Raw genomic sequence first — 25970 nt, 5'->3', positions numbered from 1 at the left:
CCGCATGAGCCGCGACTCGGTGCCACTGTTCGCTGCCTCGCCGCGCCACCGGTCACCAGGGTTTGGCGGTCTGCTGTTTCTTGTTGCCTTTGTCGGTCTGCGTGTTTGTTGAGGGGTTGGTGTCGGTGGATTGCTGGTTCGCTTTGAGCAGTTCCTCCACCTGCTTTTTCTGTTCGTCGGTCAGGCCGCTGGTGTCGTTGGCTGTGGAATCCTTGGTGCCGTTGCCGCCCTCGACGCCGTTGGTGTCGGAACCGGAGTTTGCGGAGTTGCCGCCTTGCTGAGCGGCGAGCTCCTGCTTGATGCGTTGGGTGAGTTTGAATGAGACTGCCGCGTTGGCGCTGATCGCCTCGCGTAGTTGCGGTAGCAGCGCGAGGTTGAGTCGTGCGGCGTCTTCGAATTGGGCATCGGTCTGCTGCTGGCTGGCGTTCAGGGCGTCGAGGTCGGCATCGCTGCGTGCGGCCTGCTTGAGGTTGCTGTTGAGCGAGGCTGTCGCCTGGTTGAATCGCGCGGAGGCCGATATGTTCAGGCCGGTGAGTACGGCGAATGCGAGCGCTATGACGGCGATTGCGATCATTACGATGCGTATGGCGAGCGATGCGCGCGCTTGGACTGTGGGCGCATGTGATTCGAGGGATACTGCCGATCCGACTATGGCGTTGCTGGTGCCGGTGGTGTTGTTGGCGCTGGTGGTGCCGGCCTGTGTGTGGGCTGTGGTGTTGCGTCTCATAGCAGTCTCCTCGACATTGCGATGGTTGAGCCCATTTCCCAGGCGATGAGTATGAGCGCTATGGCGGCCAGCGGCCATACTACGGGGTTGGTTCGGGTGCGTTGTTTGGCGGTTGCGCCCACGCTCCACTTCTTTGATGCTTCGGCGGATCGGCCGTTCGCCATGGTGTTTTGTGCGGATGTGGTCACCATGCTGCCGCCCAGCTCGTCGGCCAGGTTCTTCAGTGTGGTTTCGTCCATTTTCGAGATTCCCGGCTGGCCGGTGTCGGGGTCGGTGACCCACTGTTGTGCGTTGGAATTCTTGGATTCAGCGGAACCGGATTCAGAGGATTCGGAGGATTCGGAGGATTTGTCGGATTCGGATGAGTCGGATGATGCGCCATCCTTGATCAGTGGGATCCTGCCGCCTGCTGTGGAGCCTACGCCCACCACGATCGCGTCGTTGATGTAGTGGCGCAGCGTGGAGAAGGTGCGCCTGGATTGCGCCGAGGTCTGCTCGCCGTCCGTGATCAGGTACAGTACGATCGCGTCGTCGGGGTGCGTGGTGCGTATGTCGTTGAGCGTGGTGATGAGCTGGTCGAGCGGCGCGTCCAGCGAGGATCCGGACGATACGCCGGTCGCTTCGGGGGCGAGCGTGGTCGCCCAATTGCGGATCGCCGCCGCGTCTGGCGTGAGCGGAACGTCGAGCGTGCCGGATGCGCCGAAGCGTACTGCGGCGAAGCTGGAATCCGCATATGCCTTCGTCACGTCGTCCACGGCCTGCTTGGCCGCATTCAGGCGCGTGGTCAGCTCGTCCGAACCGTATGTTGCGTCCTTGACGGCCATCGAACCGGTCACGTCCACGGCCATCACCACGTCCGTGTTGTTCACCGCACGGCTGGTGGTCGATACCGTCATGCTCGGCCCCAGCGCCATCGCGCCCACCGTCAGGCAGATCAGCATGCGGCGTACGCATGAGAGCATCGTCTCGTCGCCCGCGTCGCCGAACGTGTGGCGTACGACCTCCACAATCGCCAGCGCCAGCATCACCAGCGCGATGGTGCCGCCGACCGGCCAGCCCAGCAGGGGAGAGAAGGTGAATGTGCTCATCGCTTCAACCTCCAGACGAGCAGCAGCCATATGGTAACGATTACAGCCAATGCCAGCACCCACCATGCCGGATCGTCCACCATCGACGCCTTGGACGAGGCTTGGCTTTCCTTGTTGCGGCGCGTGTTGATGTCGCGCACGAGCTCGTTGACGCTGGTGCCGTTCGACTGGGTGAGGAACGTGCCGTGATGCGCTTCGATGAGCTTGCGCATATCCGTGGTGGTGCTTTCCTTCTCGCTCGCTTCAGGCCCGGAGAACAGACCATCCACGGTGATATTCGCCTTCGACGTCAGGCTGAGCGCCTGATTGAGGGTGTACACGGGCGTGCCGGAGACCACATTGTCGGTGGCGAGCACGATGGATGCCGCGCGGCTGCGTTCGGTGCTGCCTGCCGTGGAAGCCGAACCGTAGGTGAAGCCCGGCAGCATGGCCGCGCAGGAGACCACGCCGTCGCCGATCAGCGAGGTGGCGTCCTTGCGGTTCTGCGTGCCTTCAAGCCAGTCGGAGATGCGCTGGTAGTCCTCGTCGCTCATCTTGTCGATGTCGTCCTGCGACTGCACGCCGCTGAGCGCCTTGCTGGCAAGCTCCAACTGGTGGCTGACCAGCTCGTAGTCATCCGTCAGGGGGAACACGGTGCGCGACGTGGAGTTGAAGATGCTCATGCCGATGCGCTCGCCTTGGAAATGTGAGACGAGATCGCGGTACGTGTCGATGACCTCGCGGTCGTACGGCAGGGTGGAGCCGGAAACGTCGAGGCAGAGCACGATATCGCGGCTGCTGGCACGTTCCTCACCCTGATCGACGGTCGCCGGGCGGGCGATCAGCGCGAAGGTGAGAAGAAGCGCCGCTGCCATCAGCGCCGCGGCAGCACGGTTCAGCAGACGCCATTGGCGTAGCAGCTGCGAAGCGCGTTCGGTGGCCAGATCGTCGTCCATCGAGAACACGCGAACAATGTTCTCGGCACTGTGTTTGCGGGCGAACGCGATGGACAGGACGATAATCGCCAGCGCGACCATCGCCCCGACCAGCGCTGCCCAAGGGCTTTGCCAGGAAAGCTGCATCAGCGTCCCCACCTTTCCACCAGGGTTGAAGCCCAGCCGGCGGCATCGTCGACGCTCACCTCACGAGCGTGCGTGTCCACTGCGGAATCCGCGAATTCCGGCGGGTACAGCGCCGCGATGGTCATGCGCAGCGTATCCAACCCGGTGCGGGTCGAAGGATTGCGGGGCTCACGGCGAATATCGGTAAGCGTATGCGCGTGCAGGTCGCGGCCGGTGTGCGCGGATGCGATGCCACGGCAGATCGCCGCCAGTTCAATGAACGCGGTTTCGCGGTCGATCTGCTCGGCATGGTAGCGGCGTACCACGTCGTCGATGCGCCTGTGCCATGAGGTTTTGACGGTATCGTCCAGATGGGCGCCGCGCGGCTGCGGCTTGTCGCGATTGCGGCGTGGGCGCGACAACAGGACCGCGCCTGCGACAAGCGCTATGGCGAGCACTGCGGCGAGCGCCGCGGCAACAATCAGCGGCGTGGCGATGTCAAGCTGGCCGACCGGCTGCAAATCGTTGGTGTCCACGGCCAGAACGCTTATCGGGGAATGCGGTGCGAGTGCGGAGGCGATCATATGGATGCTCATCGGCTGTCGCCTCCCAGTCCTGTCGCAGGCGCAACCAGATTGCGGGTATCCTTCGCCAGCGCACGCGACACCAATCGTATGAAATCGTTGAACACGGCTTCGCTGGAACCGGCGTGAATCATATGACCCCCCATGTGCGAAAGCTCGCGTTCCAGGGCCGCGGCCATGTATTCGCGGTGCGTGTTCACCTCCGCTGCGGCACGCTTGTCCCGCAGGAAGGCCGGCAGTCGGCGCCCCGACAGCGCGTCGGTGACGGTTGCGCCTGCAGCGGCGGCGAACGGGTTCGCCGTGGCCACGTCGATCAGCGTCAGCGGGTGGGTGCGCGTAATGCGGTGGATCTCCTGAAGATGCTCCTTGGTCAGTGCATGCTCGTCGGTTGCCAGCACGATCAGCGCGTTGCGATCCTTGATGCGCCGTGCATACGTGAGCAGGGCGTCGATATTGCGCGTATGCTCCCACTTGCGTTCCAGCGCACTGTCCAGCGTGCGTTCGAACTGGCAGAAATCACCGTTGAACGGCACGCGCGTAATGCTTGCGGCGTCGCCGAACACCAGTGAGATCTCGTCGGAACGGCGTAGCGACAGCGCGGCGAACATACGCAGCGCATTCGCGGCGATCTGGTATGCCATTTCGCCCGACTCGCATGAGGCCGTCATTTCACGGCCCACGTCAAGCAGCAGCCATACGCGTGACGTGACCAGCCGTTCGCGCCGGATCACCATAGGCCGCCCTTGGCGCGCGCTCGTCTTCCATTCGATCAGTCGCGCCTCGTCGCCCGCCTCGTAGGCACGGACCTCCATCAGCTCGTCCGAGCCGCCCGGCCGCCGTGACGAATGTTCGCCTTCGATAACGCCCAATGCCTTGGCCACAGTCGGCAGATTCAGACGATTGCCCATGGCCTCGATCTTGGCTCTGATCGGGTCGTGCGAAACGGCTGGCAGCGGCTGGGCTTCAGCCATGCCGGCATTCATCGCGCGGATCACGGAACAGGAACCGCCTGCACGATGCGGTCGATCACCTGATCGGCGGTCACGCCGTCGGCCAGCGCTTCGAACGTCAGCACCAGGCGGTGGCGCAGCACGTCGGCCACCACGGACTTCACATCCTCCGGAATCACATATTCGCGGCCCTTGAGCAGCGCGTTCGCCTGGCCGATACGCACCAGCGCGATCGACGCTCTCGGCGAAGCGCCCAAACGCACCAGGGAACCCAAGCCCTGCACCGGGTGCGAGCCTGCGCCGCGTGATGTCGCCGCAATATCGACCGCATACTGCATGATCGCGTCCGACACGTACACGCGCTTGGCGGCCGCACGCAAAAACTCCACGTCACGGATCGACAGGCGGTCGCCCTGCAACTGCAGCGGGTCGAGCATGTCGGAGCCACGGCGGGTGATCAGCGCCAGCATGCGCTTCTCCTCATCGGCGGTGGGGTAGTTCATGATCGCCTTCATCATGAAACGGTCCATCTGCGCCTCGGGCAGCGCGAACGTGCCTTCCTCCTCGATGGGGTTCTGCGTGGCGACCACCATGAACGGCTTGGGCAGGGCGATGCGCTCGCCGCCGATGGTGCTGGCGCCTTCGGCCATGGCTTCAAGCATGGCGGATTGGGTTTTGGCGTTGGAACGGTTGATTTCGTCCAGCAGCACGAAGTTGGCGTGGATCGGGCCGACCTGCGTGGTGAATTTCTGCGTGGCGAAGTCGAAGACCTGCGTGCCCACGATATCGGACGGCATGAGGTCGGGCGTGCATTGGATGCGTTTGAATGTGCCGGACACCGAGGTTGCCAGGGTCTGCGCGGCGGTGGTTTTGGCCAGGCCGGGCACGGATTCGATCAGAATGTGGCCGCCGGCCACCATGGTAAGAATAAGGGATTCGCGCAGATGCTCCTGACCGATCAGGGTCTGCGAGAAGCGTGCGCGGATGCGATCCGCCAGGGCTTTCGCCTGCTTGACGTCGTCTGCGGCCAATGTTGGTGCTGCGGCAGGCGTGGGCATGGTCCGTGCCGGGGCAGGCTGTGCGGGCATCTGCGGTTTCGGAGGGAAAATAGCCATGCGCCCCATGGTAGCCAAGCGCGGTGACGCTTGGCTGTGCGGCGAAAGACGCATGCTGGCTCATGCCGGGCGGTGCATGCCCAAGGCGAGGTATGCCGACGTATGAGGCGTGTGATGGCGTATGGCGTTACGGCAGTTGCCAGTCGATCGGTTCGGCACCCATGCGGGTCAGCGCCTCGTTCGCACGCGAGAACGGCTTCGACCCGAAGAACCCGCGCGATGCGGACAGCGGCGAAGGGTGCGGCGATTTGATGATGAACGCGTTGGTCAGCAGCGGCTCCAGGCTTTGCGCGTTGCGACCCCACAGGATGGCGACCAGCGGCTTGGGATTGCCGTGTTCGTCCACGCGGGCGTTCAACGCGCGGATGGCCGCCTCGGTCACTTCCTCCCAGCCCTTGCCCTGGTGGCTGTTCGGCCGGCCCACGCCCACGGTCAGGCATCTGTTCAGCAGCAGCACGCCACGCCTGGTCCACGGGGTCAGGTCGCCGTTGCTGGGCATCGGCACGCCAAGATCGTCGGTCAGCTCCTTATAGATATTGACCAGGCTGCGCGGCAGCGGGTTCACGTCGGGCGCCACGCAGAAGCTCAGGCCGACCGGGTGGCCGGGTGTGGGGTAGGGGTCCTGGCCTACGATCAGCACGCGGATCGAATCGAAGGGGATGGTGAAGGCGCGCAGAATATTGCGGCTTGCCGGCAGCCAGGGGTGCCCTTCGCGGGTCTCTTCGCGCAGGAACTGGCCTATGCGGTGCACCTGCGGTTCCACGTCGGCCAGGGCGTTCGCCCAGCCGGCCTCCACTAAATCACGCAACGGTTTGATCTCGCTCATACCGCTTACTGTACCTGCACGTGTGCTTGCCCGCCCTCGCATGCTTGCGCCCGCCCCTGCCTGGCTTGGCGGCTCGTGGTGTTCGTCGCAATGTTTTCGTGCGCATACGTCTGCATACGTGCATATACAGTGCATGCTGTGACGCGGCCTGCATGCGTGGGTGGCGGTGCCGTTACACTCGGGGTTGAATTGTGAAACGGAAGGAAAGACGGTTATGACGAGCACAGGTGGAAACGGCATCGAGTCTTACGCGATGGACGAGTTCGACAATCCGCCGAAGGGCCCCGCCGGTGTGCATCGCGGCAGGCGTTCGGCCGCCGCACGCTATACGCCGTTCGTTGTTGTTGTGGTAGTGGCGGCGTTGTGCGGTTTCCTGGCTTGGGGCGTGCTTTCCGGCGAGTTCAACAAGGTGCATTGGCCGTGGTCGCCGGCATCCTCGCAGACCTCCAGCAAGACCTCCACCACCACCGCCAAGAAGAAGGCCGCCGAAAAGAAGGCCGCGGCGAAGAAGGCCGCCGAAAAGAAGCAGCAGGAGGAGGCGGCCAAGAAACAGCAAGAGGAGGAGGCCGCCAAGAAACAGCAGGAAGAGGAGGCCGCCAAGCAGCAGCAGGAGCAGGCCGCCCAGGTGGACCGTTCCCTGTCGGTGCGTGTGATCAACGGCACCGGTATCAGCGGCTATGCCGCCACCAAGCAGAGCGTGCTGAACCAGGCCGGGTATGCGAACGTGGCCGCGGCGAACCCGTCCGGCACGCTGCCTGACGCCACCGTCGTGTGGTATCAGAACGATGCGGACAAGGCCACGGCCGAGGATGTCGCGAACGCGTTGGGCATTTCCAACGTGCAGCAGACCTCCGGTCTTGGCGCTTCGATCGTGGTTATTCTGCTGAACTGACGGAGGCGCATATGCGCTGTGATGGGGCTCGTGGCCGGATTTTCGGCTGCGGGCCCCAATGCGTAGTCGGACTGTAGTCAGGCTGTAGTCGGATTGCAGTCGGGGGGCGGAAGCGGCCGAAGGCTGGCTGGAAGCGGGCCGTGAACATGGCGATGCGATGCCACACGCCGCAATCCCGTGTCTCGCCTAGAGCGCAATCGCGGATTCATGTTGGCACTCTCGCACCTTGAGTGCTAATCTCGCAGTTAGCACTCAAGGTGCGAGAGTGATAACAGGCAGCTGACGGCCGGGTCACGAATCGTGCCATGCAGTGGAAAACTGGAATATTGAGCCATTTGGAGGACAAACACACCATGGCAAAGATCATTGCGTATGACGAGGAAGCTCGTCAGGGAATGCTGCAGGGCCTCGATAAGCTGGCCAACACCGTTAAGGTGACGCTGGGTCCGAAGGGCCGCAACGTCGTGCTCGACAAGACCTACGGCGCTCCGACCATCACCAACGATGGTGTTTCCATCGCCAAGGAAATCGATCTGGATGATCCGTACGAGCGCATCGGCGCCGAGCTGGTCAAGGAAGTCGCCAAGAAGACCGATGACGTTGCAGGCGACGGCACCACCACCGCAACCGTGCTGGCTCAGTCCCTCGTGCACGAAGGCCTGAAGAACGTGGTCGCCGGCTCCAACCCGATTGCGCTGCGCCGCGGCATTGAAAAGGCCGCCGACGCCATCGTCAAGGAACTCGTCGCAGCCGCCAAGGACGTCGAGACCAAGGATCAGATCGCTGCCACCGCAACGATTTCCGCCGCCGATCCCGAGGTTGGCGAGAAGATCGCCGAAGCCCTGGACAAGGTTGGCCAGGACGGCGTCGTGACCGTTGAGGACAACAACCGCTTCGGCCTGGATCTGGACTTCACCGAGGGCATGCGCTTCGACAAGGGCTACATCGCCCCGTACTTCGTCACCAACGCCGAAGATCAGACCGCAGTGCTCGAAGACCCGTACATCCTGCTGACCTCCAGCAAGCTGTCCTCCCAGCAGGACGTGGTCCACATCGCCGAAATGGTGATGAAGACCGGCAAGCCGCTGCTGATCATCGCCGAAGACGTTGACGGCGAAGCGCTGCCGACCCTGATCCTGAACAACATCCGTGGCACCTTCAAGTCCTGCGCCGTCAAGGCCCCGGGCTTTGGCGACCGCCGCAAGGCCATGCTGCAGGATATGGCCATCCTGACCGGCGCTCAGGTCGTGTCCGAGGAGCTGGGCCTCAAGCTCGACTCCGTCGACATGTCCGTGCTGGGCTCCGCCAAGAAGGTCATCGTCTCCAAGGACGAGACCACCATCGTGTCCGGCGCTGGCACCTCCGAGGATGTCGCCGCCCGCGTGGCTCAGATCCGCGCCGAGATCGAGAACACCGATTCCGATTACGACCGCGAGAAGCTGCAGGAACGCCTGGCCAAGCTGGCCGGTGGCGTTGCCGTGATCAAGGTTGGCGCTGCCACCGAGGTCGAGGCCAAGGAACGCAAGCACCGCATCGAAGACGCCGTGCGCAACGCCAAGGCCGCCATTGAGGAAGGCCTGCTGCCTGGTGGCGGTGTGGCTCTGGTTCAGGCTGCCGCCAAGGCCGAGAAGGATGAGGCTGTGACCTCCCTGACCGGCGAAGAGGCAACCGGTGCCGCCATCGTGTTCCGCGCCATCGAAGCTCCGATCAAGCAGATCGCTGAGAACTCCGGTGTGTCCGGCGATGTCGTGTTCAGCAAGGTCCGTGAGCTGCCTGACGGCCAGGGCTTCAACGCCGCAACCGACGAGTACGAAGACCTGATGGCCGCTGGCGTGACCGACCCGGTGAAGGTGACCCGTTCCGCCCTGCAGAACGCCGCCTCCATTGCCGGCCTGTTCCTCACCACCGAAGCCGTTGTGGCCAACAAGCCGGAACCGCCGGCAGCCGCTCCGGCTCAGGGCGCCGACATGGGCTACTGATCCAACCGTTAGGGCATAACACCCAGCATATGGATCGAGGTCAGGCCGCCTGAAGCGGAACTGACATGCTCATAAGCTAACGATGAGCTTACGATTCGGGGCTTCTCCAGTGCATTGCGCACGGAGAAGCCCCGTTTTTTGTTGCCTGTTTTGCCCGCCGTCGCGATTACTGCGGGATTTGTGACGATCCTGCTCCGCATGAGACCCTCACCGTGTCGGACCTGGCGGCGCCTCTGATGCCAGTGCTCGCCAACGTTTGCCCGCCGTCGTGATTACTGCGGGGTTTGTTACGATCGCTGTGACTGGCGTAACGTTTTTTGTCACACCAGTCACAGCAATTGGTATTTCCGCCGCAGAATTTGTCACTAAGCCCGCAGCATTGTGCCCGTATGTCGCGGTTGTCGCAGTTATTACTGCGCGAACAGGCGCGAGGCGGCGGTTTCCGCCTCGGCATACACCGTGGAGGCCTGCGTCAGCGCTCGTTGGATCGATTCGAGCGATGCCTCCATCTGCTGTTGCGCGGTACGCCATTGCGCCGCGACCGCGCTGAATTGCGTCGCCGCCGATCCCCGCCACACGCCTTGCAGGGTGTTGAGATTGGAATACATGCCGGCCACCGCCTGCCTGATCTGGCTCACCGAGGCCTGCACGGCCGCGCTGGAGGATTGGATCTGTTCGGAATCCACTTGGTACTGAGGCATCATTGTCTCCTTATATGTCAATGATATTGGTTTTGTCTGTTCTGGCCTAATCTGGCTTGCATTGTGGAGTTATGGCCGAGTCGGTCGACGTTTAGCCGAACCGGTCGGTATGGTGGAGTGTATGACATTCGAAGCGTTGAATGACGAACAATCAGGTGCTGTGGTCGGAACCTCCCGTATCGGCGTGTCTCAGGCGGCAAAATGGCTTATCTGCTTGGTTATAGCGCTCATGTGCGCATTGTGGATAACGCCGTGCGCCTTCGCCGAGGGCGAGGGGACGCTTACGGAGAACATCACCGACCCGCAGAATCTGCTTGGTTCGAATGTTTCCGCGGTCACCGACAAGATCAAGGAGACCAAGCAGCAGTCCGGCGTCACGGTCCGTCTGCTGTATGTGGAGAGCTTCGGTACCGAGGTGAACCCTACGAAATGGGCGAGCGGCGTGCTTGAATCGTTGAGCCCGAAGCCGAACACGGTGCTGCTGGCGGTGGCTTCCGGCGACGGCAAACTGGTGGTGGTCGCCTCCGGGAATTCGGAGGATTGGCTGCGCAATTCGAAGACCATGGATGCGTTGAGCGAGGCCGCCACCGACAAGCTGGCGAAAAGCGGCGCGCAGGATTGGTCCGGTGCGGCGATTGCCATGATGGATCAGATCATGCTGTTGAAGAAAACCTCCACGTCGGGGTCGCTGTCGAAGATCGCCGTGATCGTGCTGATGTGCGTGGTGGTGGTGCTGATCGTGGGCACGATTGTGTTTGTTGTGCTGCGCAACCGTCGCAGGCGCAAGGAGGCCGAGCTGGATGCGGCGCGTGCCGCGGCGGGCAAGCGCACCAGGGCGAACCGTAGGGGGCATGCGGTGGGTCATGCCGCTGAATCGGCGAGCCGTTCCCGTGGCAGGCGTGGCGAGGAGCATGGCCGGGGCAGGCGCGGCAAGCGGAGTGATGAGAGTGTGGAATCTGCCGACGTGGCTAAGTCTGTGGCTAAGTCTGACGCCGATAAGGACGGTATCGAGGCGGCAAACGTAACGGAGGGTGCGGCGGAGCCTGCAATGGTTTCGGCTGATGCGCCTGCAGACGATTCCGCCAAATTCATGCCGGTAAGCAATCAAGTCGAACAGTCTGAGATGGCTGGGCCAACCGAGTTGACCGGGCCGGCTGAGTCGACTGAGCCGGTTGAGCCGACCGGGCAACCGGTTGCGCAGCGTATGGAATTCCCCGAGGCGACGCCTGAAGCCGGTGCCGCTGAGCGCACTGAGACTCAGCCTGTGGAGACTCCGGCAGGCGACGAGAGCGAGCCGAAGAAGCATTCCGGCTTCCACCTGTTCGGTAAGGGCGGCAAAGGTGACAAGGGCGGCGCGAAGGGCGCTTCCGCCGAGCCGCTGTTCCACGCGGGTGACTCGTTTATGCCGGGTGACGGTTCCGTCGATCAATCCGTATCCGACGACATCGAGTCCATGTTCGCCCGCCCGTTCATTCCGGGAACGCAACGGCCGAGCGACGAGAACAGCGAGAACGACGAGAATAAGGACTAGATCGAGGATTAAGCCGGGAATCAAGTAACTCACAGCAGCAGAAAGCCCTGTGCCACCGCGCAAACGCGGCCCGGCACAGGGCTTTTGATATTGGTCGAAGATCGGTATTGGCCGTGTACGGCTATTGGTTGGGATGTCACAGGTTTGTCCGCCCCGCGGATTCGCCCACGCGTCGTTGCGTGCGGGCAATTGCATCAGATACATGAAAATTCAGAAGACATTCAGGAAACCTACAGACTTGCGGGTCATGCTGGAGGCTATGAGCAAGCCTACTGAAGCATCTATTGTCGTCGTCGACGACGAACCGTCCATCCGCGAACTGCTGGTTGCGTCCCTCCATTTCGCCAATTTCGAAGTCTCTACCGCAGCCTCCGGCTCGGAAGCCATCGAAGTCATCGAAAAGGTCCAGCCCGATCTCATCGTGCTCGACGTCATGCTCCCGGACATTGACGGATTCACCGTCACCCGGCGCATCCGCCAGGAGGGTATCAACGCTCCGGTCCTGTTCCTCACCGCCCGCGACGATACGCAAGACAAGGTGATGGGCCTGACCGTCGGCGGCGATGATTACGTCACCAAGCCATTCAGCCTCGAAGAGGTCGTGGCGCGCATTCGTGCCATTCTGCGCCGCACGCGCGAACAGACCGAAGAGGATCCGATCATTCGCGTGGGCGATCTGGAGATCAACGAGGATTCGCACGACGTAACCCGTTCCGGCCAGACCATCGACCTGAGCCCCACGGAATACAAGCTGCTGCGCTACCTGATGGACAATGCCGGCCGTGTGCTGAGCAAGGCGCAGATCCTCGACCATGTGTGGCAGTACGACTGGGGCGGAGACGCCGCGATCGTGGAAAGCTACATCTCGTACTTGCGCAAGAAGGTCGACGGAATTGAGGTGACTGACGAGAACGGCGACAAGCACAAGGTGACCCCGCTGATTGAAACCAAGCGTGGCATCGGCTACATGATTCGAGAGCCGCGCTCATGACACCCCCTCGGCATGAACCGTTCGAGCGGGATCCAAACGATCCAAGCAGGCTGAACGATGCGAACGAATCGCATGGTGTGAATGAGCAGTATGGCGTGAACGAGCCGCATGATTCGCAGGCCTCCTGCGAAAGCGCGGATACCGAGAACCCGAGTGCTCCCATTGACGGTGGCGCTTCGGATGGTGACGCCACCAATGCGGCATCTACGCCAGCCCAGTCAGCCCAGTCAACTCAGCCAGCCCAGCCGGCCCAGCCGGCCCACAAAAACCGGTTCGCCTGGTTCCGCAATCGCGGTCAGGCCAAAGCCAACCAGGCCAAAGCCACGGCTGCAGCCGGCGCGGAAGCCTTCAAAACCAAGCATCGCACACTCGCCAAACTCTTCTTCTACAAATTCGACCGCTTCTCGCTGAGCACTAAACTAGTGGCCTGCACGCTGGTCGTACTCATCGTCGGCACCGTCGGCATCTCCACGGCCATCCGCCAGCTGGTCAGCAGCTACCTGCTGCAGAAAACCGACAACCAGCTCATCTCGCAACGGTCGCTGATCCTCAGCAACACCACCATGCTGCGCGGCTCGAACAGCCAATCCAGCGGCATGGGCAACAACTACTTCCTGCAAGTGCGCTACGTGGAAAACGGCGAATTCACCGGCAAGGTAAGCACACCACTCGTGCCGTCCGTCGCAGGCCTGTCCGGCAACTCCATCGTGTCCATGCCCAAACTGCCGGCCAACAGCCAGATCACCGACGACATGTTCGGCAAACCGTTCACCACCAGTGCGATGCTGCGCACAGTGACGAACGATGCGAACGGCGGATTCGACCTGAACGGCGTGGACGTCGTGCCGAACGAGGGCGGCAACGCTTCCGGCAGCGGCGATACGGGCGGTGACACGAACAATAAAGCCGAACGATTCGCGGCTGGCGGCAACGTGCTGCAGGCGGCCCGATCGCCGTGGCGCGTAGCCGCATTCAAATGGGTCGAACCTGACGGGAAAAACAACGAAACCGTCAAAGGCGTGGTGTTCATCGGCCTGTCGCTATCCGACCAGATCGACATCATCAACACCCTCACCCAATACTGCGTCACCGTAGGCATCGCCATCGTACTGCTCGGCGGCTCGCTTTCCGCACTCATCATCCGCCGCACGCTACGCCCGCTCAAACGCATCGAAAAAACCGCCGCCCAGATCGCGGTAGGCGACCTCAGCCAGCGCGTGCCCCCCGCACCCGAAAACACGGAAGTCGGTTCACTGTCCACCTCGCTCAACACCATGCTCGCGCGCATCGAACGCAGCTTCCATGAGCAGGAACAGACCACCGAGAAAATGAAACGCTTCGTCTCCGACGCGAGCCACGAGCTGCGCACACCACTCGCCGCAATCCACGGGTATGCGGAGCTATACACCATGCAACGCGATCTGCCAGGCGCCCTGGAACGCGCCGACGAATCCATCGCGCACATCGAACGCTCCAGCCAGCGCATGACCGTACTGGTCGAAGACCTGCTCTCGCTCGCCCGCCTGGACGAAGGCCGCGGCATCGACATGACACAACAGGTATCGCTCACCTCGCTCGTGGCCGACGCAACCGACGACCTGCACGCGCTCGACCCGGAACGCGAAGTCACGCGCGGCACCATAACGCTCAAACCCGCAGATGGCGAACACCCGTGCGACTTCGCAATCGAAGAAGGGCAGATGCAGCCGATCAGCCTGATCGGCGACGCCTCACGCCTACGCCAAGTGGTAACGAACATCATCGGCAACGTGCACCGCTACACGCCATCCGATTCGCCGGTACGCGTATCGATGGGCACCATGCTCGCCTCCATCGACCAGCACACATTGGCCACACTGCCACCTACCGACGCATCGCTACGGCAGTTCCTGGACGCCGCCGAAGTGGGGCAAAGCATGTCCACCGGCACCGCGTATGCCGTCATGCGCTTCGAAGACCACGGGCCGGGAGCTCCTGAGGAAACGCGCTCGCAGCTGTTTGAACGGTTCTATACAGCGGATCCTTCGCGTGCGCGAGCCAAGGGCGGAACCGGTTTGGGTCTTGCCATCGCGTTGTCGGTGGTGCGGGCGCATCAGGGGTTCATCTGTGCCACGGAGACGCCCGGCGGCGGCCTGACCTTCACCATCGTGCTGCCGTTGGCGCATATTGACGACGGTGTTGGCGGTTCGGGTTCGGCTGGCGCGGCGGCTGGCGCTGGCGTTGGTGCGGCTGGTTCTGCTGGCATTAAGTGACCCGCGTATCCAACCAATGACCTCCCTGGCGTGGCTGTTTCCGGTTCCCGTCCGTATCTGGCCACGCTGGGAGCGGCCCTGGCGTGGCCAGATCGGGGTGGGCGCTGTGAGCGGCTGTGGGCGAAGCCATCTGGTATCCATACGGGACTTGCGCTAAAATAAATCGGTTAATGTTTTTTACGACTAAGAAAGCGAGAGTGCGCAATGCCCACCGGTCGAGTTCGTTGGTTTGACGCCGCTAAGGGGTACGGCTTCATCGCCAGTGAGAAAGGCGAGGATGTGTTCCTGCCTGCGGCCGCTTTGCCCGCTGGAACCACCACGTTGCGTAAGAATGCCAAGGTGGAATATGCCGTGATCGCAGGCCGTAGGGGCCCGCAGGCCATGGATGTGAAGCTGATCGCGTCTGGGCCGTCGATGGTCAAGGCCAACCGCCCGAAGCCGGACGACATGGCCGCGATTTGCGAAGACCTTATCAAGATGTTGGATTCTGCAGGCAATACGCTGCGTCGCCACCATTACCCGGCTCCTGCCGAGAGCCGTAAGCTGGCGACGTTGCTGCGTGCAGTGGCCGACAATTTCGACGTACAGGACTGATTGAGGACTGATATATGACCGAAGCTGCAGAAGCTCTTGATCCGCAGATGCCGCATGAGCCGTTTGAGCAGGCGGAACTGCCGGGGCAGCCGGATCCGCGCGATATCGCCCGTGCGGTGGCCATGGATGTGGCCGATGAACCCGAGCAGGTGGGCGATGTTGTCAATGCCATCGAGCTTGGCGACAACGTGACGGATTTCCGCTTGGCTGCGGATGTGCGCGGATACGAGGGATGGCAGTGGTCGGTCACGTTGTATCACGATGCTGAGGTGGGCACGTGGACGGTGAATGAGTCGTCGCTGGTGCCCACGGATGATGCTTTGGTGCCGCCCGCTTGGGTGCCGTGGAAGGATAGGTTGGAGCCTACTGATTTGGCGCCGACTGATTCCATTGGTACCGATCCTGACGATCCGCGTCTTGAGGGCGGGTTCCGTAAGACCGAGCCGGTTGCCGGTGCGACTGCGGGCGAAGACGGTACGTCGGCTGAAACGGCTGAGCAGGCTGAGAAGTCGACTGAAACGGCTGAGCAGGCCGAATCAGCCGAGCCGGTTGCCGAAAAGACGCAGGATTCCGCTGAGAATGCCGAGTCTGCCGATTCCTCCGAGTCTGCCGAATCCACGGAAGCTACGGAATCTACGGAAACCGCTGAAACTCAGGAAACTGCTGTAACTGAGGCGACTGAGGAAACCGCTGAAGCCGCCAAGGCCGAAGCGCAGGCCCAGCAGACCGACGAGATCGTTGAGGAATTCGCGCTGTCCCGCCGCCACGTGCTATCCCCGAAGGGTCGTGCCCAGGTGGCGAAGCGTTGGTATGAGGGCCCGCGCGGCCCGAAGGCGCTGTCCACCAAAACCGCGGACGGCAACCTGTGCTCCACCTGCGGGTTCTTCGTGCCGTTGAAGGGTGAACTGAATCTCATGTTCGGCGTGTGCGCGAATAAGTGGAGCCCGGATGATGGCCGTGTGGTGTCGGTCGATCACGGGTGCGGCGAGCATTCCGAGATCGAGCCGCCGGAGCCGAGCCACTTGTGGGTGCAGTCGAAGCCCGCATATGACGATTTCCATATTGATGTGATTGCGCAGAAGCCGCGTGATGAGCGTGGTGCGGTCGAGGCCATCGAGCAGTTGGATGACGATTCGCAGGATTCGGATGAGGCTACGGAAGAGGATATTCTGGCCAACACCGAGCCGGACACCGGTGATGATGAGCCGAACGAGACCCAGCCTGCCGGCGTGGAGGCTTCCGCCGAGTTGGAGGCTGTGATTGCCGTTGGCGAAGGCGATGGCGATTCGGGCGAGAATGAGGGCGAGGAGTCTGCGGAGGCTGAGGAGTCCGCAGAGACCGCTGAATCTGCTGAGGGTGCTGAGGGCGAGGTATCTGCTGAGCCTACTGGGCCCGTTGAGACTGAAGAAACTGCTGAGACCGGAGAGCCGTGCGACGCCGAGGAATCGGTGAAGCCGGAAGAGCCGGAAGAGTCTGTGGCGTCTGCCGAATCGGGCGAGTCCGGGGATGCCGGCGAATCCGAGGAATCTGCTGAGGCCGCGGAGGCCGTTGACCAATCGACTGAGTCTGCTGAACCGGCTGAAGCGGCTGAAGATGCCGAACCGGCTGAAGCTGCTGAGCCCGCTGAACCAGCCGAAGCTGCTGAGCCTGACGAGCCGGGCGAATCTGACAAGCTGAATAAGTAAATACTGCGAACAAGTAATACTGCGCGTAACGGTGGTTTGTCTCTGCCTACTGGCGTGCGGGGATTGGCGTTGTTTGTGGCATGTGACGTAGTGGGTCGCACTGAATCGTGATGATTCGGTGCGACCTTTTGTATAGGCATAGGCAGGTTGCTGGGCAGGCGTTGCATGAGTGGCGGGCAGGCGTTGCATAGGTATGCGGCTATGCGGCGCGGCTGTAGAGCGTAGATGGTGTGGCCGGGTGTGGGCTGGGGGAGTGTGCTGCAACACGGGGGAGTGCGAACCTGTTGCGGGAGGTGAAGGGTGGTGTGTGACGGGGGGATTGGTGGGGGATGGAGGATAGGTGATGACAACGCTCTCATTTGGTGGTAAAAAAAGTCGCTATAAAAATAGGTGAAACGTCAATAGTTGTTGGATGTGAGTGATGAATATATAGACAAATAGGTGAAATATATCTATTATTTTTCCGGCAAACCCAAGAAAAATAACACTGCTAAACAGCTTTATAAGGCGGTAAAAACCGCGAATTTCCAACGAAAACACATTGTTATGCCGTTGTGTGGCGGGGGTGGGTGCAAGCAATAAACCAGGATGCAGGGTAAACCCGCTCAACTTGCCGGTTGGCCAATTTGCGCAATGCAAACGAACGCTATAATCTTGTATTTAGGTTTGTGAATAACTGAATTTATCGTTCCTCAATGACGTGAAAAGTTCACCGGCGAAGGGGTAAGAACGGGGGGGCGATGATATTCAGTACATAGAGCTATTTGAGGAGCATGAAACGATGAGGCATCAGGTGGAACGGCTGAAGCACGTAGCGCTGAAGCATGGGGTAAAACCGGCCCGTGTGCTCACCGCAACCCTCGTCGCCGTCGGCATGATGGCCACGGCCGCCATCTCCTTCGTCCTGCCCACCACCAGCGCCAACGCAGATGATAGCTATGGTGACGGTAAGGTCTTTGTTCCGTCTTCCATCACCATGGGTGACAGTGGTGCCAGCACGAATGATATCGATACCGGCCTCGCCACGTTCGTCGGGCGTGATTTCTATGTGGGCAAGCCGAAGAGCGGCGATACCCAGTCGTTGAACGAGAATTCCATCGATGGCTCTTGGGCTGCCGAAATGGAAGGCCAGACGTTCATTCGTGGCCGTTATATGCAGCGTGCCCAGAAGGGCTTCTTCACTATCGGTACCGTGGCGTTCGGTGCACAGTACCTTCCTTCGAACGACAGCACCATCATCGCCGTGGAAGGCACGCATTCCGCCTTCGATAGCAATGTGCAGAGCATTGTCCAGGCGTGGAACTCTACTGCCAACGGTATTACGCAGCAGCAGGGTGCCGGCGTTCAACAGACGGATCGCGGTAATAAAGGCAAGACTGATTTCGGCACCAAGCTTGCAGGCCCCATGACGAAGCTGTGGGGTACCTCGTCCTCTGATGGCACCATCAAGAAGCAGTCGATCTACAAGTACGGCTTCAATGGTGTGAAAGATTTGGCGGCATCTTGGGGCCAGGCCGATTTCTCCGACGTCAAGGATGGCCAGGGCAATGCCATCGACAAGTATGGCACCAAAGTATCCACGGATTCCGAAACTCTAAAGAGAATGCCTGCCAATGGCACCGTGACATTTGCGGATGCTCCTGCGCAGAACAATTACGAACGCCGCAAGTACGATTACGACAAGTACGATGCGTTCGCGAAGAACGAATCTGAAAAGAATGCTGGAAAGCCGATATGGAAAAATAATACGTACGGCGAAACCTCATTCTCCACCTATAAGGTGAACATGAATTTCCAGTCGGGTGATGAGCGCCTTGCCGTCTTCAATGGCGACGGAACATCCAGCATGCAGATCTTCGAGATCAATGCCAGCGCTCTCACCAGCGACAAGGGTCTTGACTTCTGGTTCCGCAATATCCCCGACAATGCTTCCGTGCTGGTGAACGTTGTGGACGATACCACCGGAGCAAAGACCCCGATTACCATGCGTACCGGTTGGCGTTTCTGGTGGGGCGGCTCAAATGCGAGCGATCCCATCTCCGCAGGTGCCACCGAAATTTCGAACGGTTATGTGACCGGCGATACGAACAGTGCGCTGTACTCCAAGGTCGCGCAGAAAATCATGTGGAACTTCGCGGACTCCTCCTCCGTTACCGTCAAGGGCGGTAAGGCTTCGAACGTGACGGTTTCACGACTGCATGCGGATAAAGCGGACTGGTGGTACGCACAAACGAAGAGCATCTCCAACTCTTCCGTGGACGATGATCCCTCCGCCGATTTGCTTGGCAGCATCATGGTACCGAACGGTAGCTTCGAATCCCATGTGACCACCAATGGCCGTGTGTACGTGGGCGAAGACTTCTGCATGTACAACCCGACTCAGGCGAAGCATAACGGTTCCTCCATCAACTCCGCATCCATCATCGATATGGATCAGGAACGCCACAACTTCCCGTGGGGCGGTCAGTTCAACGCCCAGGGCGTGCGTATCCAGTGGAATAAGGTTGACGAGAGCGGAAACGCTCTTGCTGGCACCACGTGGGCGGTATACGGCTCCAAGAGCGACGCCATGAACAATAAGAACGTGCTGCTGACCGTTACTGATAATGGTGCCGGCGACGCTGATCCGAGGGCCGGTACCATTCAGCCGATGGTCGATCTCACGGCGAATGCCACCTACTATCTGAAGGAAACCGCGTCGGTCAGCGGTTATACGCTCAACACGAACATCTACCGCATTCTGGCAGGCGATGCCGGTAAGACGTACAGCACCATCGACAAGGTATATGACGCGAATTCGGACATTACCACCGACACCGGCAAGAATTTGCTGAGCAATGGTGCGGTTGTCAACAAGGCTACCGGTTCGTCCCTTGAGTGGTCGAAGGTCGATGCCGACGATACTAATACAAGGCTTGCCGGGTCCACGTGGAACCTGACCAAGTACACCGATGAGAACCGTACGAATGCTGAATCCGGCTGGCCGAAGAGCATTCATGACACCACGGTCGCGGTGACAGGTGTCAGCATTGTCGGTTCGGATGGCACGGTATATGCCAATGGTCAGGATGTGGGCGACAAGGCGGTCAACAACGTATTCACGCTGTCCGCCACCGTCACTCCGAGTGGGGCTCCGTCCGGCGTAGTGTGGACCTCGTCGAACGATTACTACGCCACCGTTGACGCCGGTAGCGGTATTGTGACGCCGAAGTCCAATAGTGGTGATGAGTCCGTCACCATCATGGCATGCTCGACATCGAATACCCAGGTCTGCTCGTCCGTGAAGTTCAAGGTGACCGGTGCCACCGCAGCCAAGGTGACGGTTTCCCCCAGTGCGGCGACGGTGGTTGAAGGTAAGACCACGCAGCTTACTGCGACTGTCAACCCCCAGCAGGATGTGACTTGGTCGTCCAATAATGAGCTGGTCGCCAAGGTTGATCAGAGTGGTCTTGTGAAGGGCGTGGGCGCCGGTACTGCCACCATTACGGCGAGCACCGCGGATGGCGCGTCTGCTTCCGCTGAAATTACCGTGACATCGGCGCAGAAGTACCTCACCCTGTACTTTGATTCGAGTTATCAGGGGACTTGGAGCGCGAGTAATGTGCAGGTTTACTACCGCACGAAGAGCAACGCATGGGTTGCTCAGAGCATGATTCAGATGAGCGGTTCCTGCGGCCAGTATGCGTATGCGCAGATTCCTATGGATAACATCAACGTGAGCAGTCAGTTCGGCTTCCGGCATCTGGACGGTAGTGAGTGGTATGGTCCGGGCAATGCGAATGTGCCGAAGAGTGATGGCAACTTCAAGTTCACCAGTGAAGCCATACTCCCCGAGAACGTGACCATTTCCGCCGGCCCGAACTACAGCGACACCGCGCCGAACGGTTGCGCCGTGTCCGCCAGCACGCGGTCGGCCAAGTCCTCCAAGGCGGTTCGCAAGGCTGCGAAGGTTGCCACGCAGGCGAGTGGAACCAGTCGTGCGGCCAACGCCGCTCAGGATGAGCTGAAGGATGAAGACACCGATCCGGGTGCGTTCCGCATCAGCAATCTTGCGGACGGCTACTACGTTCTGAAAGAAACCGGCGAGCCGAACGGCTTTGATATCGGCGGCGAGTACACGATCACCATCAAGAACGGTCAGGCTACGTGGGATCCCGCCAAGACCGGCAACAAGCTGCCGAACAATCGCAAGACCGGCATGGTCACGTGGAACAAGGTCGATAAGACTGATGGCACCAAGCTGCTGGGCGGTTCCGAATGGAAGCTGACCCGGACGAAGAGCTTCTCCTGGGCGAACGGCAAGGCATCGTACAAGGAAAATAACCAGGAACTCGCAACCATCGAGGATTGCGTGAATGGCGAAAATGGTGTCTCTGACTGCTCCACCCAGTCCGGCCAGTACGTTGACCTGAATGGTGAGAAGGGCAAGTTCAAGCTTCAGGGCTTGGCATGGGGCGAGTATCAGCTTGTCGAAACCAAGGCTCCTGACGGATTCAACCTCGACAGCACGCCGCACACGTTCCGCATTGGCCCCGCCGAAGGCTCCGATGTGACCGGCAAATGGTACACGTCCAGCAGTTTCAAGACGGATAGCACCGGCGTATACAACGCGAATACGGCGTTCACCGTTAATGGTGGATCCATTACCAACACCCCTGGTGTCGTCCTGCCTGGCACGGGCGGCGAAGGATTGAACAAGATGTACGCTGCGGGATTCCTCGCAGTGGCGATTGCCGTGGCCGGTCTGGCCTTGAGCCTCAGGAGGCGGCAATGATGGAAACGTCTAGGAGAAGGGGGACTGGTCCGTAACGTAGCGAACTTGCTGCCCTCTAGGCAATAACTGAATATAAACAACCCAAGTTTTAACAAAACAAGAAAGAAAGGGAGAACAATGAACAAGGTTCTCAAAGGCCTCGTAGCTGTGGCAGCCACCGCAGCCATGGCCATCGCCGGAGTCGCCGGCGCATCCACTGCCATGGCGGAGGATACTACTTCTAGTGGATTTAGCATTACTATTAACAAGACTGAGACCGGCCACACCTATGAGGCTTACCAGGTGTTCACGGGCCGTCTCGACGAGACCACCCTGAGCGATATCGAATGGGGCGAGGACGTTGACGGTGTAGCACTGTCTGCCGCAAAGTATGGCAACAAGGGCGCCAAGGACATCGCCAAGGAACTGAAGAATGCTACAGATGCAGAGGCATTTGCCAACAACGTTGCCGGTGGCAATGGTGCGAAGAGCTACCTGAAGACCGCGACTCATAGCGTTAAGGGCGAAACCGGCCAGAGCAAGGCCATCACTGGTCTGTCCGCAGGCTACTACCTGCTGAAGGACACCATCGACTCCACCGCTGCACAGCCGGCTGCCTACACCAAGTTCATCCTGAAGGTCGTGGGCAACGTTGACGTTACCCCGAAAACCGACACCCCTTCCGTTGAGAAGAAGGTTCAGGAAAACTCCAACAAGTACGTTACTAACGGTGGCTATGGCGCCGGATACAACGATGTGGCCGATTACAACATTGGCGATGCCGTACCGTTCAAGCTGATCGGTACCGTGCCGAACATGGATCGCTACGACACCTACAAGTACACCTTCAACGATACTGCTTCCAACGGTCTGACCCTGCCTTCCAAGAATGGCGTCAAGGTCTACGTCGCTGATGATAAGGCTGGAACCAACAAGGCTGACATCACCTCTTCCGCTGCTATCACTGTTGAAGATCAGAATCTTACTGTTGCTTTCACTGATCTGAAGACCGTTAAGGGTGTGATTGCCGGTAAGTACATCATCGTCGAATACTCCGCAACTCTGAACGGCAACGCCGTAATCGGTCTGCCCGGTAACGAGAACGCTGTCAAGCTGATCTTCTCCAACAACCCGAACCAGTCCGGCCAGGGTGGCAGCAATCCGCAGGGCGAAACCCCCGAAGACAAGGTCATCGTCTTTACCTACCAGCTGAACGGCACCAAGGTTGACGCAACTGACAAGAACAAGACCTTGAAGGATGCCGAGTTCAAGCTGCAGCGTCAGTCTGATAACAAGTGGGCTCAGATCACGGACGGTAAGGTTACCGCTTGGGGTGATGAAGGTAATGCTACCGTTGTGAAGTCTGATGACAACGGTAACTTCTCCGTCGCCGGTCTCGATGACGGCACGTACAATGTCAAGGAAACCAAGGCTCCTGCAGGTTACGATCTGCCGGCCGATCCGTTCGTGGTCACTCTGACTGCACGGACCAAGAACAATCAAGAATGGGATGGCACTCCTGCCAATGCTCTGATTAATCCCACTAACGGCCAGTTCAACGAGACCTTCGTGAACAATGCTGGCTCCAGCCTGCCGTCCACCGGTGGCATGGGCACCACGATCCTGTATGCTGCTGGCGCTGCAATCGTTCTGGTTGCCGCCTTCGGCATCGCCTTCGCTGTCCGTCGTCGCAACGCTCGCTGAGCGTAGCCACGGCCAGCCAAGAAAATAGACGTGGGTCAAGCGCGATGCTTCAATAGTGGTCGTTCAATGGGTGAAGATTTGGGCCTGCTATTGCGGCATCCGCTTGATTCCACCCCACGGCAAAAGCCAAAATAACTTAATACGCACATGACCCGGATCCGGCTACGCACCGGATCCGGCCGTCAGTGCCCAACCGCACCCAACTACACACAACACACGTTGTACCCGCCTATCAAGGCATCACAGCGCACGTTGTGCCCAACCACGTCGCCCAACACAACATATGTTGAGCCGTGTGCCCTGAACTTGTCCTTATGTTACGAATGGCCAGCAAACGCGCCGAACACGGTTGCCAGCTGTCCGCATCCTAAGGACCCTGACCAGGAAAACTAGGGAACTTCCGACGAGGGGAAAGAAATGACAAGCCACAACGAGAGGGCAGAGATGAACAACAGAACGGCAAAGCACCGCATCATCATGGCGTTGTGCTGCATGTTCGCACTCATGCTCGCAACCATCGGCTTGAGCGCGCCCGCCGCCACCGCCGCCACCGCCGCGGAAGGCAGCCTCACCGTCACCTACCAATACCAGGAAGCCGCGCTCAACAACGCCGACATCAACCTGTACCGCCTGGCCGACTGGTCTGCCAAAGGCGGCTACACGCCCACCGACGACTTCGCCAACCACACCGCATACCCGGTGGATTGGGATATCCTCAATGCCGACCAGCAAACCCTGCGCGACTTCGCCAACACCATGGCCGGGTACATCGCAGTAAACAAGCCCGCCGCGGAAAACACGCTCAAAACCGATAGCGCCGGTGTTGCCACCTTCAACCAACTGAAGGACGGCCTCTACCTCGCGGTCGTCGCCCCCTACCAGGGCAACGTGCTCACCTGCCAGACCGCCGCCATGCTCGTCGCCCTGCCGAACGTACACAAGCCCGCCGCCGAACAGCGCACCCTCAGCATCGAACCGAAAGCGGACTGCGCGGTCCCGCCCACCACCACCATCAGCGTGAACAAGGTGTGGAAAGACAAGGATCAGTCCAAGCGCCCCGAAAGCGTGACGATGAACCTGCTGCAAGACGGCAAGATCTACGATTCCATCATGCTCAACACGGCCAACGGCTGGAAATACACGTGGAAGGGCTTGCAAGCCAAGCACGAGTACACCGTGGTCGAAGCGAACGTGCCGGGCAACTACACCGCGCTCGTCGACCGTGAAAACAACGATTACACGGTAACCAACACCACCAAGACCGGATCGGCGAAAACCGGTGCGAGCGTTGCCATCATCGCCGTGATCGTAGTCGTACTGGCCGCTGCAGGCATTGCAATCACCGTCGTGGTACGCAAGAAGAACACCACGAAAAACGCCGCAACACAAACCTCCCCGGACGATAGCGAGTGATGTTCGACTCGAATGAGAAACATACCGGCAAACGCCGTAAAGAACGCCAGATAACGGATAGCGACGCCGAAAGCGTTGCATCCGAAGGCGCCGCGAACCCCGAAACCGACGCAACAGCCCCCGAAACCGACGCGCAGCAATCGGAAACGATGACCCGCGTCGACCGTCGCAAAAAACGCAACAAAGACAACCTCGGCCTGAACCTCCTCATCGGGTTCCTGGTCGTGGTGATGATCGGCGGCCTTGGCCTCATCGCCTACCCATCCGTGGCCGACTGGTGGAATCGTATGCACCAGTCCTACGCGGTGGCCGGTTATGTGGCCAAAACCAACGACATGAGTAAAGCGGAGAAGAAAAAACTCCTCGACGCCGCACACGCCTACAACCTCAAACTCGCCGCCACCAGCGACCGCTGGCACATGACCGACGAACAGAAGCATGAATACAACGAGACGCTCGACGTGACCGGCACCGGCATCATGGGCTACGTGACCATACCGCGCATCAAAGTGAAACTGCCGATCTACCACGGCACCGATGAAGGCGTGCTGCAGGTTGCCACCGGGCACTTGGCGGGCACCTCACTGCCGGTCGGCGGGCCGACCACGCACGCGGTGATCTCCGGCCATACTGGCCTGCCGTCCGCGCGACTATTCACTGGCTTGGATGAGCTGGCAAAAGGCGACACTTTCGCGTTCCATGTGCTCGACGACACGTACACGTACCAGGTCGATCAGATCAAAGTGGTCCTGCCGGACAACCTGAGCGCATTGAACATCCGCACTTCGACGGACTTCGCCACGCTCATAACCTGCACGCCATACGGCGTGAACTCGCATCGACTGCTCGTGCGCGGGCATCGTATTCCGAACCCGACCACGCCGGACAACACGCAATACGATGATCCGACCACCATGGTGTTCACCACGATCATCGTGGCATTGCTGGTGCTCGCGGCCCTGATCGCGCTCGGCACCTGGTTCGTGCGCAGCCGCAGCGCCCGCGAATCCACCGGATCGCACAACTCCGGGCGCGCCTACCGCAAGTCGCGCCCCAAGCATCGTAGTCCTACGCATCGGGGTCCCAAGCATCGTAGTCCCACGCATCGCAGCAAACGCTAGGTGAGTGGAGCGTCCAAGGGGTCG

19 protein-coding genes are annotated in these 25970 nt (G+C 60.3%); 11 read left to right on the top strand and 8 right to left on the bottom strand.

All coding sequences use genetic code 11. The features are described 5' to 3' along the window. Positions 1-52: 52 nt before the first annotated feature. From BBAG_RS07420 to BBAG_RS07390, 7 genes are all read right to left on the bottom strand, one after another. Positions 53-727, bottom strand: coding sequence for a DUF6466 family protein (locus tag BBAG_RS07420; RefSeq protein WP_003825081.1), 675 nt, complete (start codon positions 725-727; stop codon positions 53-55). After that, complete coding sequence (locus BBAG_RS07415) at positions 724-1815, bottom strand: vWA domain-containing protein (protein WP_033508956.1); 1092 nt, start codon at positions 1813-1815, stop codon at positions 724-726. Before BBAG_RS07415 ends, BBAG_RS07420 begins: the two co-directional genes overlap by 4 nt. Continuing rightward, positions 1812-2876 carry a VWA domain-containing protein gene (locus BBAG_RS07410; RefSeq protein ID WP_003825079.1) on the bottom strand — a complete coding sequence of 355 codons (1065 nt, stop codon included), beginning with the start codon at positions 2874-2876 and terminating at the stop codon, positions 1812-1814. Before BBAG_RS07410 ends, BBAG_RS07415 begins: the two co-directional genes overlap by 4 nt. Continuing rightward, on the bottom strand, positions 2876-3451 hold the full coding sequence (locus BBAG_RS07405; protein ID WP_003825077.1) for a hypothetical protein: 576 nt from the start codon (positions 3449-3451) through the stop codon (positions 2876-2878). Before BBAG_RS07405 ends, BBAG_RS07410 begins: the two co-directional genes overlap by 1 nt. After that, positions 3448-4410, bottom strand: a complete 963-nt coding sequence (locus BBAG_RS07400; RefSeq protein ID WP_033508987.1) for a DUF58 domain-containing protein — start codon at positions 4408-4410, stop codon at positions 3448-3450. Before BBAG_RS07400 ends, BBAG_RS07405 begins: the two co-directional genes overlap by 4 nt. A gap of 20 nt (positions 4411-4430) precedes the next feature. Further along, on the bottom strand, positions 4431-5504 hold the full coding sequence (locus BBAG_RS07395; protein WP_033508954.1) for an AAA family ATPase: 1074 nt from the start codon (positions 5502-5504) through the stop codon (positions 4431-4433). Positions 5505-5631: 127 nt separating this feature from the next. Further along, complete coding sequence (locus tag BBAG_RS07390; protein WP_003825074.1) at positions 5632-6330, bottom strand: uracil-DNA glycosylase; 699 nt, start codon at positions 6328-6330, stop codon at positions 5632-5634. Positions 6331-6544: 214 nt separating this feature from the next. Between BBAG_RS07390 and BBAG_RS07385 the strand changes: the two genes are divergently transcribed. Together BBAG_RS07385 and groL are read left to right on the top strand one after the other, a co-directional pair. Next, a complete protein-coding gene (locus BBAG_RS07385; protein WP_003825073.1) occupies positions 6545-7222 on the top strand; it encodes a LytR C-terminal domain-containing protein in 678 nt (225 codons plus the stop codon). A 353-nt stretch (positions 7223-7575) separates the two neighbouring features. Then, on the top strand, positions 7576-9201 hold the full coding sequence (gene groL, locus BBAG_RS07380; RefSeq protein ID WP_033508952.1) for a chaperonin GroEL: 1626 nt from the start codon (positions 7576-7578) through the stop codon (positions 9199-9201). A gap of 410 nt (positions 9202-9611) precedes the next feature. Here groL and BBAG_RS07375 read toward each other — a convergent pair whose 3' ends face one another. Next, a complete protein-coding gene (locus tag BBAG_RS07375) occupies positions 9612-9902 on the bottom strand; it encodes a WXG100 family type VII secretion target (RefSeq protein ID WP_033508985.1) in 291 nt (96 codons plus the stop codon). A gap of 121 nt (positions 9903-10023) precedes the next feature. Here BBAG_RS07375 and BBAG_RS08545 point away from each other — a divergent pair, with 121 nt between their 5' ends. From BBAG_RS08545 to BBAG_RS08160, 9 genes are all read left to right on the top strand, one after another. Further along, on the top strand, positions 10024-11433 hold the full coding sequence (locus tag BBAG_RS08545; protein ID WP_050754762.1) for a TPM domain-containing protein: 1410 nt from the start codon (positions 10024-10026) through the stop codon (positions 11431-11433). A 259-nt stretch (positions 11434-11692) separates the two neighbouring features. Then, positions 11693-12424 carry a response regulator transcription factor gene (locus BBAG_RS07365; protein ID WP_033508981.1) on the top strand — a complete coding sequence of 244 codons (732 nt, stop codon included), beginning with the start codon at positions 11693-11695 and terminating at the stop codon, positions 12422-12424. Then, the gene (locus BBAG_RS07360; protein WP_003825067.1) at positions 12421-14676 is read left to right on the top strand and encodes a sensor histidine kinase; all 2256 of its coding nucleotides are present in this window, start codon (positions 12421-12423) and stop codon (positions 14674-14676) included. Before BBAG_RS07365 ends, BBAG_RS07360 begins: the two co-directional genes overlap by 4 nt. Before the next feature lie 204 nt (positions 14677-14880). After that, a complete protein-coding gene (locus BBAG_RS07355; RefSeq protein ID WP_003825066.1) occupies positions 14881-15270 on the top strand; it encodes a cold-shock protein in 390 nt (129 codons plus the stop codon). Positions 15271-15317: 47 nt separating this feature from the next. Continuing rightward, on the top strand, positions 15318-16955 hold the full coding sequence (locus tag BBAG_RS08900; protein WP_035137061.1) for a DUF3027 domain-containing protein: 1638 nt from the start codon (positions 15318-15320) through the stop codon (positions 16953-16955). A gap of 781 nt (positions 16956-17736) precedes the next feature. Continuing rightward, on the top strand, positions 17737-21729 hold the full coding sequence (locus tag BBAG_RS07345; protein ID WP_003825064.1) for a SpaA isopeptide-forming pilin-related protein: 3993 nt from the start codon (positions 17737-17739) through the stop codon (positions 21727-21729). Between the two features lie 117 nt (positions 21730-21846). Continuing rightward, positions 21847-23412 (top strand): SpaH/EbpB family LPXTG-anchored major pilin, encoded by a 1566-nt coding sequence (locus BBAG_RS07340; protein ID WP_003825063.1) that lies wholly within the window; start codon positions 21847-21849, stop codon positions 23410-23412. 444 nt (positions 23413-23856) lie between these two features. Continuing rightward, the gene (locus tag BBAG_RS07335; protein ID WP_033508950.1) at positions 23857-24825 is read left to right on the top strand and encodes a Cna B-type domain-containing protein; all 969 of its coding nucleotides are present in this window, start codon (positions 23857-23859) and stop codon (positions 24823-24825) included. Next, entirely contained in the window at positions 24825-25946 is a 1122-nt protein-coding gene (locus BBAG_RS08160) for a class C sortase (protein ID WP_003825061.1), read from the top strand. The genes BBAG_RS07335 and BBAG_RS08160 overlap by 1 nt, the downstream gene beginning before the upstream one ends. Positions 25947-25970: the final 24 nt, after the last annotated feature.

The organism is Bifidobacterium angulatum DSM 20098 = JCM 7096 (assembly GCF_001025155.1).
GTDB lineage: Bacteria > Actinomycetota > Actinomycetes > Actinomycetales > Bifidobacteriaceae > Bifidobacterium > Bifidobacterium angulatum.
This window is presented reverse-complemented; position numbering and strand designations above follow the sequence as displayed.